Here is a 15018-nt window from a genome sequence, read left to right on the forward strand (position 1 = left end):
CGTTTGAGGACGAGCCGCGAAGCGGCAACAACGGGGGACGGGAGCTAGGCCGCACGGAACCGGCTCGTGCGGTGCACGGGATCCGTATCGATCTTGGGAATCACGTGCTCGCCGATCAGCCGGATCGTCCGCAGCGTGTCCTCGCGGGGCATCCCCGCCGGAAGCCCGAAGGACAGCTGGTCGGCCCCGGCCCGCTCCCACCGCTCGCACTGCCGAAGGACCTCGTCCGGGTCCCCGCAGATCATCAGCTCCTCGGCGATGAGCAGTTCGACGATCTCCTCGGTGTAGGCGGGCAGGACCTCGGGCCAGCGCGGGATGCCCTCGGGCCGGGGGAACGTGTCGTGGTAGCGGAAGACCAGGGACTGGAGGTAGTTCAGCTCGCTGTCGACGGCGGTGCGCACGGCCTCCTCGTGCGTGGGCGCGCAGATCGCCGTGGACGTCACCATCACGTTGTCGTTGACGAAGCCCCCGACGGGGTCGGCGTCCCGGATCGCCGTCTTGTACTGCTCCAGGACCCACTCCATGTCGGAGACCTTCTGCACGCTGAAGCCGAGCACGCCGAGGCCCTTCTTCGCCGCCATGGCGTACGACGACGGGGACCCGGCCGCGTACCACATGGCGGGGTGGGACGCCCCGTACGGCTTGGGGAACACCTTGCGCGGCGGCAGCGACCAGTGCTTGCCCCGGAACCCCTCGTACTCCTCCTGGAGCCACATCTTGGGGAACTCGGCGATGGTCTCTTCCCAGATCTCCTTGGTGTGGTTCATGTCCGTGATGCCCGGCAGGAAGCCGAGGATCTCGTGCGATCCGGCGCCGCGCCCGCTGCCGAACTCGAACCGGCCCTCGCTGAGGTGGTCGAGCATGGCCACCTTCTCGGCGACCTTCACCGGGTGGTTGACCTGGGCGAGGGGGTTGAAGATGCCCGAGCCCAGGTGGATGCGCTCGGTGGCGTGCGCCAGATAGCCGAGGAAGACGTCGTTGGCCGAGAGGTGCGAGTACTCCTCCAGGAAGTGGTGCTCGGAGGCCCACGCGTACTTGAAGCCCGCCTTGTCCGCCGCGATGACGTACTCGGTCTCCTCCATCAGCGCCCGGTGCTCGGCCAGCGGGTCGGTCTGGGCCCGCCGGCCGACGTATCCCTGTACAAAGAGCCCGAATTCCAAGGCGGTTCACCGTCCTCATCATTTCTGACGGACCGTCAGATCGATTGCTCCGACTGTTCCACCGGCGACCGGGAGCGTCAAGGGTGGCGCCCGGCCGAACTGACGCTCCGTCAGAAGACGTTGACCCCGGCCAGCCAGCCGCCGTCGATCACGAACGGCTGCCCGGTGATGTACGCCGAGTCCTCCTCGGCGGTGAGGAACAGCGCGAGCCGCGCCACCTCGTGCGCCTGCCCGACCCGGCCGAGCGGCACGTGCCTGCGGTACAGCGCGTCCAGGCCCCGGGACGCCTTCTCCGCGTCCGCCTCCGGGTCGAGCTGGGCGGGGTTGCTCATGGCGGTGTCGATGGCGCCGGGGCAGATCGCGTTCACACGGATGCCCCGGGACGCCAGCTCGATCGCGGCGACGCGCGTCAGGCCGACGATCGCGTGCTTGGTCGCGCTGTACGCCCCGATGTACGCCATGCCCGTGAGCCCCGCGTACGAGGCGGTGTTCACGATCGTGCCGCCGCCCGCGTCCCCGATGTGCGGGGCCACCGACTTGATGCCGAGGAACACCCCGGTCTGGTTGACCTGGACGACGCGCTGGAACTCCTCCAGGGGCGTGTTGACCAGCTCGTTGAAGCGCAGGATGCCCGCGTTGTTGACCAGCCCGTCGACCTTGCCGAAGGCGTGCTCCGTCGCCTCCACGGCGGCCCGCCAGCCGCCCTCGCTCCCCACGTCCAGGTGGACGTACCGGGCCGCGTCCCCCAGCTCCTTGGCCAGCGCCTCCCCCTGCTCGTCCAGGACGTCCCCGATGACGACCCGGGCCCCCTCCGCGACGAAGAGCCGCGCCTCCTGCTCCCCCTGGCCGCGCGCCCCACCGGTGACGATGACGACGCGTCCGTCGAGCTTGCCCATCCGGGTCCCCTTCAGCCGAGCAGCGGCGCGACCTGTGCGCCGAACGCCGCCATCTGGTCGGTGAGTTCACTGCGGCTCCGGCTGCGGAACCGCACCTGGATCTGGTGCACGCCCATCGCCGCGTACGCGCGCAGCGAGTCGGCGAGGGCGGCCGGCTCGCCGGTGAGGGTGCGCCGCCCGACATGCCAGGACGGCTCGCCCACGTACAGGGGCTCGGTGATGGCGCCGACCGTGATCGGCTCCTCGACGCCCGCCCCTTCGCGCAGCCGCGTCAGCTCGGCGATCCGCGCGGGCAGCCGGTCGCGCGGATCGCCCTGGGGCAGCCAGCCGTCGCCGCGCGTGGCGGCGCGGCGCACGGCGGCCGGGGAGGAGCCGCCGACCCAGATCGGCACCCGCTGTCCGGCGGGGCGCGGCCGCTGCCCGAGGTCCGCGAAGTCGTAGGCGGGGCCGTGGTGCTCGGGGTACTCCTCCGGGCCGAGAGCGGCCCTGAGCGCGTCCACCGTCTCGTCGAGCAGCGGCCCGCGCCGGGCGAAGTCCACGCCGAGCGCGGCGAACTCCTCCGGCACGTGGCCCGCGCCGACGCCGAGGATCAGCCGGCCGCCGCTGAGGTGGTCCAGGGTCGCGTACTGCTTGGCGGTGAGCAGCGGGTGCCGCAGGCCGACCACCGCGACGTGGCTGAGGAGCCGGACGCGCTCGGTGACCGCCGCGAGGTGGGCGAGCGTGGCCACGGGGTCGTACCAGGTCGTGCCCATCGCGTCGGCGAGCCGCCGCGGGATCGCCACGTGGTCGCAGCACGCCACGTACGCGAACCCCGCCCGGTCCGCCGCCCGCGCCACCGCCACCAGGTCGGCCGCGCCCGCGCCCGCCTCCCACGCCTCGGCGAACACCACGCTGCGGGCCTGCACCGGCAGTTGCATGCCATAGACGAGACGGCCCGGAGGAAAGGCTTCCGCACTACCCGGCACCGGTGCCATAGGAACTCCATCCCTTGCCCTGATCCGGCGGTACGTCATCCCTCTTGCCGCCCCACATGGTCGTACCTGACGCCCCATCAGACAAGGCCCGCGAGCGGCACGGGACATCCCGCCCCTGCGAAGCCCCGGCCCCTCACCGGCGGGGGAAGGTCACTCACGGAGAGATCGCGATTACCCCTGGTTCGCACCGGCTGCCCCGCTAGGCTGGAACGCGCGGAGATCCAGCCAGTGAGGGACGGAAGGACGATGGCGATGACAGTTCTCGACCGCCTCTGGCGGGACGTGGAAGCGCAGACCAACATCGAGGGCTTTGTCGTCGAGATCATCGACGGAAAGGTGATCATGACCCCGCAGAGCCCGGCACAGTCGAACACGATCCTCAACGTGGTCATGCAGGCCCACACCATCCTGCAGGGCGCCCCCATCGTCTTCGATGTAGGCATCGACTTCCCCGGCGAGACGTCGACAGCTCCCGACATCACCATCCTTGATGAGGACGCCGAGCCCCGCGGCAAGCGCTACATCTGCCAGGACGTGATCGCCGCCATCGAGGTCGTCTCCACGGAGTCCGACGACAACGATTACGTCACCAAGGTCGCGAAGTACAGCCGCTTCGGCATCGAGACGTACCTCATCCTCGACCCGTTCAAGAAGCTGTGCACGCTGTACGAAGGCTCCGGCGCCACCGGTTACCGCAAGAAGACCGAGTACCCGTACGGGGCTGCCGTCGACCTGAAGCTCTCCGACGGCCGCAAGTTCACGCTGGACACCAGCGGGTTCCCCGTGGAGGACTGAGCGGCCCCCTCAGGCCCCGGGGCCCGGCCACAGCCCGTCGGGGGTGAGGCCGAGGAGGTCGATGGCGTTGCCGCGCACGATGCGCTCCACGTCCTCCGGGGCCAGCTGCCCCATCTGCGCCTCCCCGACCTCGCGCGACTTCGGCCAGGTGGAGTCCGAGTGCGGGTAGTCGGTCTCGTACAGGACGTTCCCGACGCCGATCGCGTCGAGGTTCCGCAGGCCGAAGGCGTCGTCGAAGAAGCAGCCGTGGACGTGCTCGGCGAACAGCTCGGACGGCGGCCTGCGGACCTTGTCGGCGACGCCGCCCCAGGCGCGGTTCTCCTCCCACACCACGTCCGCACGCTCCATGATGTAGGGAATCCAGCCGATCTGCCCCTCGGCGTACATGACGCGGAGGCGCGGGAAGCGCTCGAACTTCCCGCTCATCAGCCAGTCGACCATCGAGAAGCAACAGTTCGCGAACGTGATGGTGGAGCCGACGGCGGGCGGCGCGTCGGCCGACGTGGAGGGCATCTTGCTGGAGGACCCGATGTGCATGGCCACGACCGTGCCGGTCTCGTCGCAGGCGGCGAGGAAGGGGTCCCAGTAGTCGGTGTGGATCGACGGAAGCCCCAGGTGCGGGGGTATCTCCGAGAATGCCACGGCCCGCACGCCGCGGGCGGCGTTGCGCCGCACCTCGGCGGCCGCCAGCTCCGCGTCCCACAGCGGGATCAGGGTGAGCGGTATCAGCCGTCCTTCGGCCGCGGGCCCGCACCACTCCTCCACCATCCAGTCGTTATACGCGCGCACACAGTGAAGACCCAGGTCACGATCCTTCGCCTCGGTGAACGTCTGGCCGCAGAAGCGCGGGAAGGTGGGGAAGCACAGACCGGACTGGACGTGGTTGACGTCCATGTCGGCGAGCCGCTCCGGGACGCTGTGGGAGCCGGGGCGCATCTGCTCGTAGGTGATGACTTCCAGCCGGATCTCGTCACGGGAGTAGCCGACGGCCGTGTCGAGGCGGGTCAGGGGCCGGTGCAGATCCTCGTACACCCACCAGTCCCCGATGGGGCCTTCCTCCCCTTTCGCGCCCATCACCGGGGCGAACTTACCGCCCAGGAACGACATTTCCCTCAAGGGGGCGCGGACGATGCGCGGACCCCGGTCGCGGTACTTCCGCGGCAGCCGGTCCCGCCAGACGTGCGGGGGCTCCACCGTGTGGTCGTCCACCGAGATGATCCGGGGGAACGGGGGCTTGGTGACGGCGGCGTCCCGGGTGCTCTCCGCAGTGTTCTCCACGGTCTCCATGCCGACCACGGTAGCGCGTATCTGACGATCCGTCAGTTGTCCGAATCCCGTCACTGGTGCGATGACCCTGTGAGAGCCGTCTCGCACGGCTGACGCATTCGCCCTCGACAAGGCAAACTGTGCACCGCAACACGTCGTACGGGCAGGGCAGGCCCGTATCAGGCACAGCAGGCACGAACCGGGCACAGCCGGGCACAGTTGGGCGTATTTGATCAGACATAGGCAACTGCGTGCGGCAGGGCAGCAGGGGGAGCGATGGACGGTCTACCGCGGGTTCCGGAGCAGCGGCGTCCGGCGGCGGGAAGCGCTTCGCTTGGCGCGGGCCAGGAGCCGGACCCCGGCACGGGCCCGGCCGGGCCCCCACCTGCCACGCCCCACGGGCCCACCCCTGCCCCGGGCCGCCCCACGCGCGGCGGCCGAGGCAAGAAGGGCCTGGCCGCGGGGCCTCTCGCCGCCGGCGCGGTGGACAACGCGGGTGCGGCTGGTGCCTCTGGCACGGCAGGTGCGGTAGGTGCCTCAGGCGCGGCGGGTACCGCGGGCGCGGCGGGTGCAGCAGGTGCCGCAGGCGCGGTAGGCACCGCGGGTGTTGCGGGCACCGCGGGCCCGACGGGTGCCGCAGGCACGGCAGGTGCCGCAGGCACGGCAAGCGCAGCGGTCTCGGCGGGTGCCGCGGGTGCCGCAGGCACAGCGGGGGCCGCAGGCACAGCGGGGGCCGCGGGCGCGGTGGGCTCGGGCGGGGGTGGGGTTCAGCCAACCGCACGGTTCAGCGTGCTGGGGCCCGTCCGGGCCTGGCTCGGCGACGAGTCGCTGTCCACCGGGTCCCCGCAGCAGCGCGCGCTGCTCGCCGCCCTGCTCCTGCGCGACGGCCGCACGGCCACCGCCTCCGAACTCATCGACGCCATCTGGGGCGAGGAGCCCCCGTCCCAGGCCCTCGCCGCGATCCGCACCTACGCGTCCCGGCTGCGCAAGGTGCTCCCGACCGGCGCCCTGGTCAGCGAGTCCGGCGGCTACGCCGTGCGCGCCGCCGACGGCGCGCTCGACCTCGCCGAGGCCGAGACCCTGTGGACCGCCGCCGAACGGGCCCGCGCCCAGGGCGACCTGTGCCAGGCCCGCGCCCTCGTCAACCAGGCCCTGTCCCTGTGGGACGGCGAGCCCCTCGCGAACGTCCCCGGACCGTACGCCGACGCCCAGCGCACCCGCCTGGAGGAGTGGCGCCTGCAACTGGTCGAGGCCCGCCTCGACATGGACCTCGAACAGGGCTGCCACGCCGAGTCCGTCTCCGAACTCACCGCCCTCACCGCCGCGCACCCGCTGCGCGAGCGCCTGCGCGAACTCCTGATGCTGGCCCTCTACCGCTCCGGACGCCAGGCCGAGGCCCTCGCCGTCTACGCCGACACCCGCCGCCTGCTCGCCGACGAGCTCGGCGTCGACCCGCGCCCCGGCCTCCAGGAGCTCCAGCAGCGCATCCTCCAGGCCGACCCGGCCCTCGCCGAGCCCTCGGCCCCCGCCGCCGAGCCGTCCGCCGGGGTGATCCGGCCCGCGCAACTGCCCGCCACCGTGCAGGACTTCACCGGCCGCGTCTCCTTCGTCAAGGAGCTGAGCGACATCCTCTCCACGGCCGAGGGCCGCGTCATGGCCGTCTCGGCCCTCGCGGGCATCGGCGGCGTCGGCAAGACCACCCTCGCCGTGCACGTCGCGCACGCCGCGCGCCCGCACTTCCCCGACGGCCAGCTGTACGTCGACCTCCAGGGCGCGGGCCCCAGAGTCGCCGAGCCCGAGACGGTCCTCGGCGCCTTCCTGCGCGCCCTCGGCACAGCCGACCCCGACATCCCGGACACCCTGGAGGAGCGGGCCGCCCTGTTCCGCTCCGTCCTGGACGGCCGCCGCGTCCTCGTCCTGCTCGACAACGCCCGCGACGCCGCCCAGGTCCGGCCCCTCCTGCCCGGCACGGAGGGCTGCGCCGCCCTGGTCACGTCCCGCACCCGCATGGTGGACCTGGCCGGGGCCCACCTCGTCGACCTGGACGTGATGTCCCCCGACGAGGCACTCCAGCTCTTCACGAAGATCGTCGGCGAGGAGCGGGTCGCCTCCGAGCGGGAGGCGGCCCTCGACGTGGTCGCCGCCTGCGGCTTCCTGCCCCTGGCCATCCGCATCGCGGCCTCACGGCTCGCGGCCCGCCGCACCTGGACCGTCTCCACCCTGGCCGCGAAGCTGGCCGACGAGCGCCGCCGCCTCGACGAGCTCCAGGCGGGCGACCTCGCCGTCGAGGCCACCTTCGAACTCGGCTACGGCCAGCTGGAGCCCGTCCAGGCCCGCGCCTTCCGCCTCCTGGGCCTCGCCGACGGCCCCGACATCTCCCTCACCGCCGCCGCCGCGATGCTCGACCTCCCGCCGGAGGACGCCGAGGACCTCCTGGAGTCCCTGGTCGACACCTCCCTCCTGGAGTCCGCCGCCCCCGGCCGCTACCGCTACCACGACCTCCTCCGCCTCTACGCCCGCGCCTGCGCCGAACGCGACGAGCTCCCGCCCAGCGAACGCGAGGCCGCGCTCTCCCGCCTCCTGGACTTCTACCTGGCCTCGGCAGCCCGGGTGTACGCGATCGAACGTCCCGGTGACCGGACAGTTGATCACCTGGAGTCCGTCGACCACCCCGTACGCGGCTTCGCGGAAGACGACAAGGCCCTCGACTGGCTGCACGCGGAGGCGGCCTGCATCCTGGCCTGCGTACAGCAGTCCCTGGGGCACGCCGGGCTGCGGCGCGCGGTGGACCTGCTGCTCGCGGCCAAGGACCTGGTGGAGTCGGGGGCGAGTTCGCACCGCTTCGAGCTGGTGACCCGGGCGGCCTGCGACGCCGCCCACCGGGCCGAGGACGCCCATGCCGAGGGCCGGGCCCGCGTGACCCTCGGCCAAGTACTCAACAAGCTCGGCTCCTTCGAGCAGGCTGCCGTGGAACTGCAGCGCGTCGCGGACCACGCCGAGACCACCGAGGACCCCTGGACGCGGGGCAACGCGGCGAACGAGCTGGCCATCGCCGTGGGCTGCATGAACCAGCACTCCGGCAGCGAGCCGCACGTGCTCAAGACCATCGAGACGCACGTCCTGCGCGCCATCGAGGCCTTCCGGCTCGACGGCAACCGCCACAGCGAGGCGAGCGCCCTGTGCAACTGGTCCCGCGTCCTCGCGATGATGGGGCGCACCGACCAGTCCATCGACCTCGCCCGCCAGGGCGTGGAACTCTACGACGAACTCGGGCTCAGCTTCCGGGTCGCCAACGCCCGCTACGCGCTGGGGATCAGCCTCAGCCAGGCCGGCCGTCACGCGGAGGCGCTCGCCCAGCTCACCGAGGCCCACCGGGTCTTCGCGGAGAACCGCCAGCGGCTGTGGGAGGGCACCGCGCACTACCGCATCGCCCAGACCCACCTGGCGGCGCGCCGCCCGGCACAGGCCGCGAAACACGCCGAGCAGGCCCTCGCCACCGGCTGCGTCGGCGGCGACTGGATGCGCGCCAACGTCCTCACCGTGCTCGGCAGGGCGCTCGACACCCTCGGGCAGATCGACCGCGCCCGGGCCTGCTGGAGCAAGGCCCTGGCCCTGCACGAGCAGACCGGGGCGCCGGAGGCGGACGAGGTGCGCGTCCTGCTGCGTCCGGTCGCGGCCGCGTAGGGCCTTCTTCGAGCACGTTCATCGAACGTTTATGACGGGCTGCCACTCTCTTATTACAACGATCCGTCGCGTCGGGGGGCAGACGGGTCGCGTGGGCCCCACAGCTATCGTGAGCGGCCCTGGACCGCCCGCTCGGCGACCCTCGGGGGAGTTGCCGAGCGGGCGGTCTAGTCCCGGAGCCCCGCACCAAGCTGGAGTCACGCATGAGCGACAACAAGAAGAAGAAAGTCCTCAAGCCCATGGGGGACGGGCACATGCCCGCACCGCCTGAGGACGGACCGATAGTCCCGACCGGCGATGGTCACATGCCCACCCCTCCCAAGGGCGGCGCGACCACGAAGGGTGACGGCCACATGCCGGCGCCGCCGACGAAGGACGCCTGAGACTTTCATCCTGACGGGGATCGGCCGCGGCGGCGCGGAGGGGGAGCCGCCGCGGCCGAGGCGTATCCGGACCTGCTTGCTTGCGCAGTAACACAGAGGGATTTACCGGGAGTTGTTCGAACAAAAGCTCCCATATGCGGCTAGAGTCGTCAGTGAAAGTCTGCCCCCTCCAAGGAGTTGGAATGACTAAATCCAGAAAGATCCTCGTCACGCTGGCCGTGGTAGCCGCAGCCTCGGCGGGAGCGTCCGCGCCCGCCTTCGCCGACAGCCACAGCCCGGTGGCACCGCACAAGGAGGGCCACGGAGTGGTCACCCCGCTGGGCGACGGACACTTCCCGGCGCCGCCCGGTGATGGCCAGATGCCGTCCACACCACGGAACTGAGCGCCCCCGGGGCCGAGCCGCCCGCTCGGCCCCGGAGCCGTTCCGGGGGGCGGGAAGGGGCGGAAATCGTTGGACAGGGCGGGCGTCGTGGCCCATAGTCCGGCGCATGACCACACTGGTGCGCCACGTCACAGTCGACTGTTCCGACGCCTACAAGCTGGCGTCCTTCTGGGCCGAGGTCCTGGAGGGATCGCTGGCGGACGACGACTCTCCGGGGGACCCGGAGGTATTGGTGAGCACGCCCGCCGGGCCGACGCTCCTGTTCATCACCGTGCCCGAGGCCAAGACCGTGAAGAACCGCGTCCACTTCGACCTCCAGCCGCAGGAGCGCTCCCGCGACGAGGAGGTGGAGCGGCTCCTGGAACTGGGGGCGACGGTGTTCGCCGACCACCGGAGGCCCGACGGGCTCGGCTGGGTGACCCTGGCCGACATCGAGGGCAACGAGTTCTGCGTGGAGCGCAGCGCGGCCGAACGGGCCGCGACCGGCGGCTGAGCCGGGGCCCGGTCAGCCCGTGGCGCCGCGGTGGCGCAGCTCGCCCTTGAGGACCTTGCCGCTCGCGTTGCGGGGCAGGTCCGGCACGAACTCCACCTGCCGCGGCACCTTGTAGTTCGCCATCTCCCGCCGCGACCAGGCGATCACGTCGTCGGCGGTGAGCGTCGCGCCGGGACGGCGCACCACGTACGCCTTGCCGACCTCGCCCAGGCGCGCGTCCGCGACCCCGACCACGGCGACGTCGGCCACGTCGGGGTGGACGCCGAGGAGTTGCTCTATCTCGGCGGGGTAGGCGTTGAAGCCGCCGACGACGAACATGTCCTTGATCCGGTCCGTGATGCGGAGGTTGCCGTCCGCGTCGAGGACGCCCACGTCACCCGTCCGCAGCCAGCCGTCGCCGGTCAGGACCTTCTTGGTCTCGGACGGGTCCTCGTAGTACCCGCTCATCACGTGGTGACCGCGCACCAGGACCTCGCCGGGGCTGCCCGGCGGCAGCGTCTCCCCCGCCGGCGACACGATCCGCACCTCGGTGCCGGGTATCGCACGGCCGGACGTCGAGGCGACGACCTCCCCGGGGTCGTCCCGGCGGCACATGGTGACGATGCCGCTGGCCTCGGAGAGCCCGTACGCCGTCAGGACGGTGGCGATGCGCAGCTCGGTGCGGAGCCGCTCCACCAGGCGCAGCGGCACGACCGCGGCGCCCGTCACCACGAGCCGCAGCGCGGACAGGTCGTGGGCGCCGCGCGCGGGGTGGTCGAGGAGCGCCTGGTGCAGGGTGGGCGGCCCTGGCAGGACGGAGACGCGCTCGGCGGCCACGTTCGCGAGGACGGCGTCCACGTCGAACACCGGCTGCGGGATCATCGTGGCGCCCCGCATCAGGCAGGCGATGATCCCGGCCTTGTAGCCGAAGGTGTGGAAGAAGGGGTTCACGATCAGATAGCGGTCCCCTTCGCGCAGGCCCGCGAGGTCGCTCCAGATCTCGTAGCAGCGCAGGGTCTGGGCGTGGGTGATCACCGCGCCCTTGGGGCGTCCCGTGGTGCCCGAGGTGTAGACGATGTCCGAGGGCCAGGTGGACTCGACGGCCTCCGCGCGGGCCCGCACCTCGGCGCCCGGCACCGCGTCGCCGCCCGCGAGGAAGTCCTTCCAGGTGCGGAAGTCGGCGGGGGCGTCGTCGGCGAGCACCACCACCTCCTCCAGGTGCGGCAGGCCGGGCAGCGGCCCGTCGCCGGTGCCGTCACCGGCCGCGCGCCGCAGCGAGGCGACGTACGACGTGCCGAGGAAGGTGCCGGTGACGAAGAGCAGCCGGGCGCGCGAGCGGCGCAGGACGTAGGCCGCCTCCGTGCCCTTGAAGCGGGTGTTGATCGGCACGAGCACGGCGCCCGCGCTGACCGCGCCGAGGGCCGACACGATCCAGTCGAGGGTGTTGGGGGCCCAGACGGCGACGCGGTCCCCGGCCCGCACCCCGCGCGCCAGACACGCGGCCGCGGCCCGCTCGACGCGCTCGCCCAGCTCCTCGTACGTCACGCGCGTACGGCCCTCCACGACCGCCTCCCGGTCGCCAAAGCGCCGCACCGCCGCCCGGACCAGGCCCGGGACGCTGCCCCACTCCAGGTCACCGCGCATGCTCACCCATCCCCCTCCGCCACGTAGCTGACTATCCGTCAGATTAGCTGTAGCCTGGCGCGCTGTCAGCAGCGTGGTGCACCGCTCAGGCGTGTGGAGGTACCCGGATGACTTCCCCCAGAAAACCTCGGACAACCGACGGTTCCACAGGACCCGCGGCCACCGGAAGGGCCGCACGGCCCACGGGTCGTGTCAGAAGGCCCGAGGGAACGGCCTCCCTCAAGGACGCCACGGCGATCGTCGGCATCGGGCAGACCCCCTTCGCCCGGCAACTCCCCGAGAGCGAGAAGGCCTTGGCGTGCCGTGCCGTCCTGGCCGCCCTCGCCGACGCGGGCATCTCCCCCGCCGAGGTCGACGCCTTCGCCTCGTACACCATGGAGGAGACCGACGAGGTGGAGGTGGCGAAGGCCATCGGCGCCGGTGACGTGACCTTCTTCAGCAAAGCGGGGTACGGGGGCGGCGGTTCCTGCGCCACGCTCGCCCATCTCGCCGCCGCGATCACCACGGGGCAGGCCACGGTCGGCGTCGCCTGGCGGTCCCGCAAGCGCGGCAGCGGACCCCGCCCCTGGAAGAACACCACGACCCAACTCCCCACCCCCGCCCAGTGGACCCGGCCCTTCGGGCTCCTTCGTCCTGTCGACGAGATAGCGATGCTCACCCGCCGCTATATGCACGAGTACGGCGCGAGCCGCGATCACCTCTTCAACGTGGCCCTGGCCTGCAGGAATCGCGCCAACCAGAATCCCGCCGCGATCATGTACGAGCGTCCGCTCACCCGGGACATGTATATGACCTCGCGGTGGATCAGCGAACCGCTCTGCCTCTTCGACAACTGCCTGGAGACCGACGGGGCGCTGGCCTGCGTCCTCGTCTCCGCCGCCCGCGCCCGCGACTGCCGCCACCGGCCCGTGTACGTCCACTCCGCCGCCCAGGGGCTGCCCGCCCAGCACCACGGCATGGTCAACTACTGGAACGACGACCCGCTCTCCGGACCCGCCTGGACCGCCGCCCGACACCTGTGGAAACACGCCGACTTCGGCCCCGAGGACGTCGACGTCGCCCAGATCTACGACGCGTTCACCGCCCTGGTCCCGCTCTCCCTGGAGGGCTACGGCTTCTGCGACCGGGGCGAGGGCGGCGCGTTCACCGAGGGCGGCGCCCTGGAGATCGGCGGCCGCCTCCCCCTCAACACGGCGGGCGGCGGCCTCAGCGAGGCGTACGTGCACGGCTTCAACCTGATCACGGAAGGCGTACGGCAGTTGCGGGGCGCGAGCACGGCACAGGTGCCCGGGGCGGCGACGTGCCTGGTCACGGCGGGCGAGGGGGTGCCGACGTCAGCGGTGCTCCTGCGCAACTGAGGAGCTACCGAGGAGCTGTGATCCCCATGAACGAACCCCTGCTGACCCCCGTCGTCGACGACGACGGCGCCCCCTTCTGGGAGTACGCGGCCCGCGGCGAGCTGCGCGTCCAGGCCTGCGCGGCGGACGGCTGCGGCCAACTCCGCTTCCCGCCCCGCCCCTGCTGCCCGCACTGCGGGTCCTTCGCCACGAGCTGGCGCCGGATGAGCGGCAAGGGCCGGATCTGGTCGTACGTCGTCCCGCACCCGCCGCTCCTGCCCGCGTACGCCGCGCTCGTCCCCTACCACCCGGTCGTCGTGGAGCTCGCCGACGCCCCGCTCGTCCGGCTCGTCGGCAACCTCGTCGCGCGGGCGGGGGCGCCGCTGGACTCCGTGCCGCCGGGCAGGGTCCGCGTCGGGGCCCGGGTCCAGGTCGTCTTCGCCGACCAGGGCGGCGTCGTCGTGCCGCGCTGGGTCCTGGAGCGACCGTGACGGCGGCGTCCGCGGGCCTGCGGGTGGAGCGGGACCAGGACACCGGCGTGGCCGTCGTCACCCTGGACCGCCCGGCCCGCCACAACGCTATCGATCTCCCCATGGCGGCCGAACTCGCCTCCGCCTGGCGGCAGTTGCGCTACGACGACACCGTCCGGGCCGTGGTCCTCACCGGCGCGGGCGACCGGGCGTTCTGCACGGGCATCGACCGCGGGGCCGAGGTGCCGCAGCCGTCATCGCCCTACTCCCTCGACGACCCGCTGCTCACGGTCGGGCCCAAGGCCAACGACCTGTGGAAGCCGGTGCTCGCCGCCGTCAACGGCATGGCCTGCGGCGGGGCCTTCTATCTGCTGGGCGAGGCGGAGTTCGTCCTCGCCGCCGAGCACGCCACGTTCTTCGATCCGCATACGACGTACGGGATGGTCAGCGCGTACGAGACCATCCACATGGCGCAGCGGATGCCGTTCGGGGAGGTGGCGCGCATGGCCCTCATGGGGGCGGCCGAGCGGATGTCCGCGCAGCGGGCGTACGAGGTGGGGCTCGTCTCCGAGCTGTGCCCCGGCGACGGGCTGCTCCCGGCGGCCCTCCGGGCGGCGGCGACCGTCGCCTCCTTCCCCACCGAGGCCGTGCAGGGCACGGTGCGGGCGCTCTGGTCCACCAAGGCGGCGGCCCGGGCGGGGGCCCTCCCCCTGGCTCCCCACCTCATCACCCTCGGCAACGCCCCGCCCGCCCACCAGACGACCCTCTTCACCACCCGCCCCCACACCTACGACCTCCGCTGACCCCACGAGCCCCGGCCGGCCGGCGCACTGGGGCTGCCACGCCTGTGCCCCGTGCGCTGGGCCTGCCACGCCTGTGCCCCGTGCGCCGGGCCTGGCCACACTGGTGCGCCTGGACCAAAGCCGCGCTCCGTGCACCCGGGGCGCTCCCACCCACCCGGGCCCCAGCTCCGTGGCGGGGGCCGCGCCCGAACCGCTTGGCACGGTCCCACCCACCCGCCCCCACCCGGGCCCAGCGCCACCCTCTCCAGCCCCGAGCCGCGCTCCACCCGCCCGCCCCGACCACAGGGCACACCGAGCCTCTCCGCGCCGGACAGCCCCGGCGCCCAACCTGCCCCGCCCCGGGCACCCAGCCGGGCTCCCCTCCACCAAGCCGCAGCCACGCTCCAAGTACCAAGGGCACCCCCACCATCCGCCCCCGCTCAGCACCCGCCCCCAGGCACCTCACGCCGAGAGCAGCCCCACCCGCGCCCCGGGCGTGAGCCGCATGCCACAGCCCGGAACGGCCCCACCACCTGCCCCGCTGGGGCACGAGCCCGACGACAGCTGCGCCGGGGTCACGTGCGGGACAGCCCTCTGGGACACAGGCCCCAGCGGCAGCACCCCAAGTCCGAGCCGAGCACCACGTGCCGGGGTAGTCCCGCTACCCGCAACGACCCAAGCCTGAGCTTCACTCCGCATGCCCGGGATGGTCCCGCCCCCCCCACCCCCGCCGAGTGGCACTTCAGGCCGGGCCTTGCGCAGCCGGGGCGGA

At 72.5% G+C, this 15018-nt stretch carries 13 protein-coding genes; 8 read left to right on the top strand and 5 right to left on the bottom strand.

Annotated features, from left to right (window positions below; all coding sequences use genetic code 11):
• Window positions 1–44: 44 nt before the first annotated feature.
• The 3 genes from CP982_RS19225 to CP982_RS19235 all read right to left on the bottom strand — a co-directional run bounded on the left by CP982_RS19225 (window position 45) and on the right by CP982_RS19235 (window position 2973).
• Window positions 45–1160 (bottom strand): LLM class flavin-dependent oxidoreductase, encoded by a 1116-nt coding sequence (locus tag CP982_RS19225; RefSeq protein ID WP_150511681.1) that lies wholly within the window; start codon window positions 1158–1160, stop codon window positions 45–47.
• 110 nt (window positions 1161–1270) lie between these two features.
• Entirely contained in the window at window positions 1271–2056 is a 786-nt protein-coding gene (locus CP982_RS19230) for an SDR family NAD(P)-dependent oxidoreductase (RefSeq protein ID WP_150511682.1), read from the bottom strand.
• Window positions 2057–2067: 11 nt separating this feature from the next.
• On the bottom strand, window positions 2068–2973 hold the full coding sequence (locus CP982_RS19235) for a TIGR03619 family F420-dependent LLM class oxidoreductase (protein ID WP_150511683.1): 906 nt from the start codon (window positions 2971–2973) through the stop codon (window positions 2068–2070).
• A gap of 309 nt (window positions 2974–3282) precedes the next feature.
• Between CP982_RS19235 and CP982_RS19240 the strand changes: the two genes are divergently transcribed.
• The gene (locus tag CP982_RS19240) at window positions 3283–3825 is read left to right on the top strand and encodes a Uma2 family endonuclease (RefSeq protein WP_170316458.1); all 543 of its coding nucleotides are present in this window, start codon (window positions 3283–3285) and stop codon (window positions 3823–3825) included.
• Window positions 3826–3834: 9 nt separating this feature from the next.
• Here CP982_RS19240 and CP982_RS19245 read toward each other — a convergent pair whose 3' ends face one another.
• On the bottom strand, window positions 3835–5112 hold the full coding sequence (locus CP982_RS19245) for an amidohydrolase family protein (protein WP_150511685.1): 1278 nt from the start codon (window positions 5110–5112) through the stop codon (window positions 3835–3837).
• 768 nt (window positions 5113–5880) lie between these two features.
• Here CP982_RS19245 and afsR point away from each other — a divergent pair.
• The 4 genes from afsR (at window position 5881) to CP982_RS19265 (ending at window position 10034) form a co-directional block, all read left to right on the top strand.
• A complete protein-coding gene (afsR, locus tag CP982_RS19250; protein WP_229879435.1) occupies window positions 5881–8775 on the top strand; it encodes an SARP-family global regulator AfsR in 2895 nt (964 codons plus the stop codon).
• A 203-nt stretch (window positions 8776–8978) separates the two neighbouring features.
• Window positions 8979–9158 carry a hypothetical protein gene (locus CP982_RS19255; RefSeq protein ID WP_150511687.1) on the top strand — a complete coding sequence of 60 codons (180 nt, stop codon included), beginning with the start codon at window positions 8979–8981 and terminating at the stop codon, window positions 9156–9158.
• Window positions 9159–9340: 182 nt separating this feature from the next.
• Window positions 9341–9541 (top strand): hypothetical protein, encoded by a 201-nt coding sequence (locus tag CP982_RS19260; protein WP_150511688.1) that lies wholly within the window; start codon window positions 9341–9343, stop codon window positions 9539–9541.
• A gap of 106 nt (window positions 9542–9647) precedes the next feature.
• Window positions 9648–10034, top strand: coding sequence for a VOC family protein (locus CP982_RS19265; RefSeq protein ID WP_150511689.1), 387 nt, complete (start codon window positions 9648–9650; stop codon window positions 10032–10034).
• Between the two features lie 12 nt (window positions 10035–10046).
• On the opposite strand, the gene CP982_RS19270 is transcribed toward CP982_RS19265, so the two are convergent.
• Window positions 10047–11657, bottom strand: coding sequence for a FadD3 family acyl-CoA ligase (locus CP982_RS19270; RefSeq protein WP_150515571.1), 1611 nt, complete (start codon window positions 11655–11657; stop codon window positions 10047–10049).
• Between the two features lie 107 nt (window positions 11658–11764).
• Here CP982_RS19270 and CP982_RS19275 point away from each other — a divergent pair, with 107 nt between their 5' ends.
• From CP982_RS19275 to CP982_RS19285, 3 genes are read left to right on the top strand one after another with little or no spacing between them, the layout of a single operon-like run.
• Window positions 11765–13015, top strand: coding sequence for a lipid-transfer protein (locus CP982_RS19275; protein WP_229879431.1), 1251 nt, complete (start codon window positions 11765–11767; stop codon window positions 13013–13015).
• Between the two features lie 38 nt (window positions 13016–13053).
• Window positions 13054–13485, top strand: a complete 432-nt coding sequence (locus CP982_RS19280; protein WP_150515573.1) for a Zn-ribbon domain-containing OB-fold protein — start codon at window positions 13054–13056, stop codon at window positions 13483–13485.
• Window positions 13482–14267 carry an enoyl-CoA hydratase/isomerase family protein gene (locus CP982_RS19285; RefSeq protein ID WP_229879429.1) on the top strand — a complete coding sequence of 262 codons (786 nt, stop codon included), beginning with the start codon at window positions 13482–13484 and terminating at the stop codon, window positions 14265–14267. Before CP982_RS19280 ends, CP982_RS19285 begins: the two co-directional genes overlap by 4 nt.
• Window positions 14268–15018 lie beyond the last annotated feature (751 nt).

It is taken from the genome of Streptomyces spectabilis (assembly GCF_008704795.1).
Taxonomy (GTDB): domain Bacteria; phylum Actinomycetota; class Actinomycetes; order Streptomycetales; family Streptomycetaceae; genus Streptomyces; species Streptomyces spectabilis.

Bases quoted from the DNA above. Each gene is read 5' to 3' on its own strand.
- CP982_RS19230 (WP_150511682.1), bottom strand. From the start codon at position 2,056: ATGGGCAAGCTCGACGGACGCGTCGTCATCGTCACCGGTGGGGCGCGC.
- CP982_RS19235 (WP_150511683.1), bottom strand. From the start codon at position 2,973: ATGCAACTGCCGGTGCAGGCCCGCAGCGTGGTGTTCGCCGAGGCGTGG.
- CP982_RS19240 (WP_170316458.1), top strand. From the start codon at position 3,283: ATGACAGTTCTCGACCGCCTCTGGCGGGACGTGGAAGCGCAGACCAAC.
- CP982_RS19245 (WP_150511685.1), bottom strand. From the start codon at position 5,112: ATGGAGACCGTGGAGAACACTGCGGAGAGCACCCGGGACGCCGCCGTC.
- CP982_RS19255 (WP_150511687.1), top strand. From the start codon at position 8,979: ATGAGCGACAACAAGAAGAAGAAAGTCCTCAAGCCCATGGGGGACGGG.
- CP982_RS19260 (WP_150511688.1), top strand. From the start codon at position 9,341: ATGACTAAATCCAGAAAGATCCTCGTCACGCTGGCCGTGGTAGCCGCA.
- CP982_RS19265 (WP_150511689.1), top strand. From the start codon at position 9,648: ATGACCACACTGGTGCGCCACGTCACAGTCGACTGTTCCGACGCCTAC.
- CP982_RS19270 (WP_150515571.1), bottom strand. From the start codon at position 11,657: ATGCGCGGTGACCTGGAGTGGGGCAGCGTCCCGGGCCTGGTCCGGGCG.
- CP982_RS19275 (WP_229879431.1), top strand. From the start codon at position 11,765: ATGACTTCCCCCAGAAAACCTCGGACAACCGACGGTTCCACAGGACCC.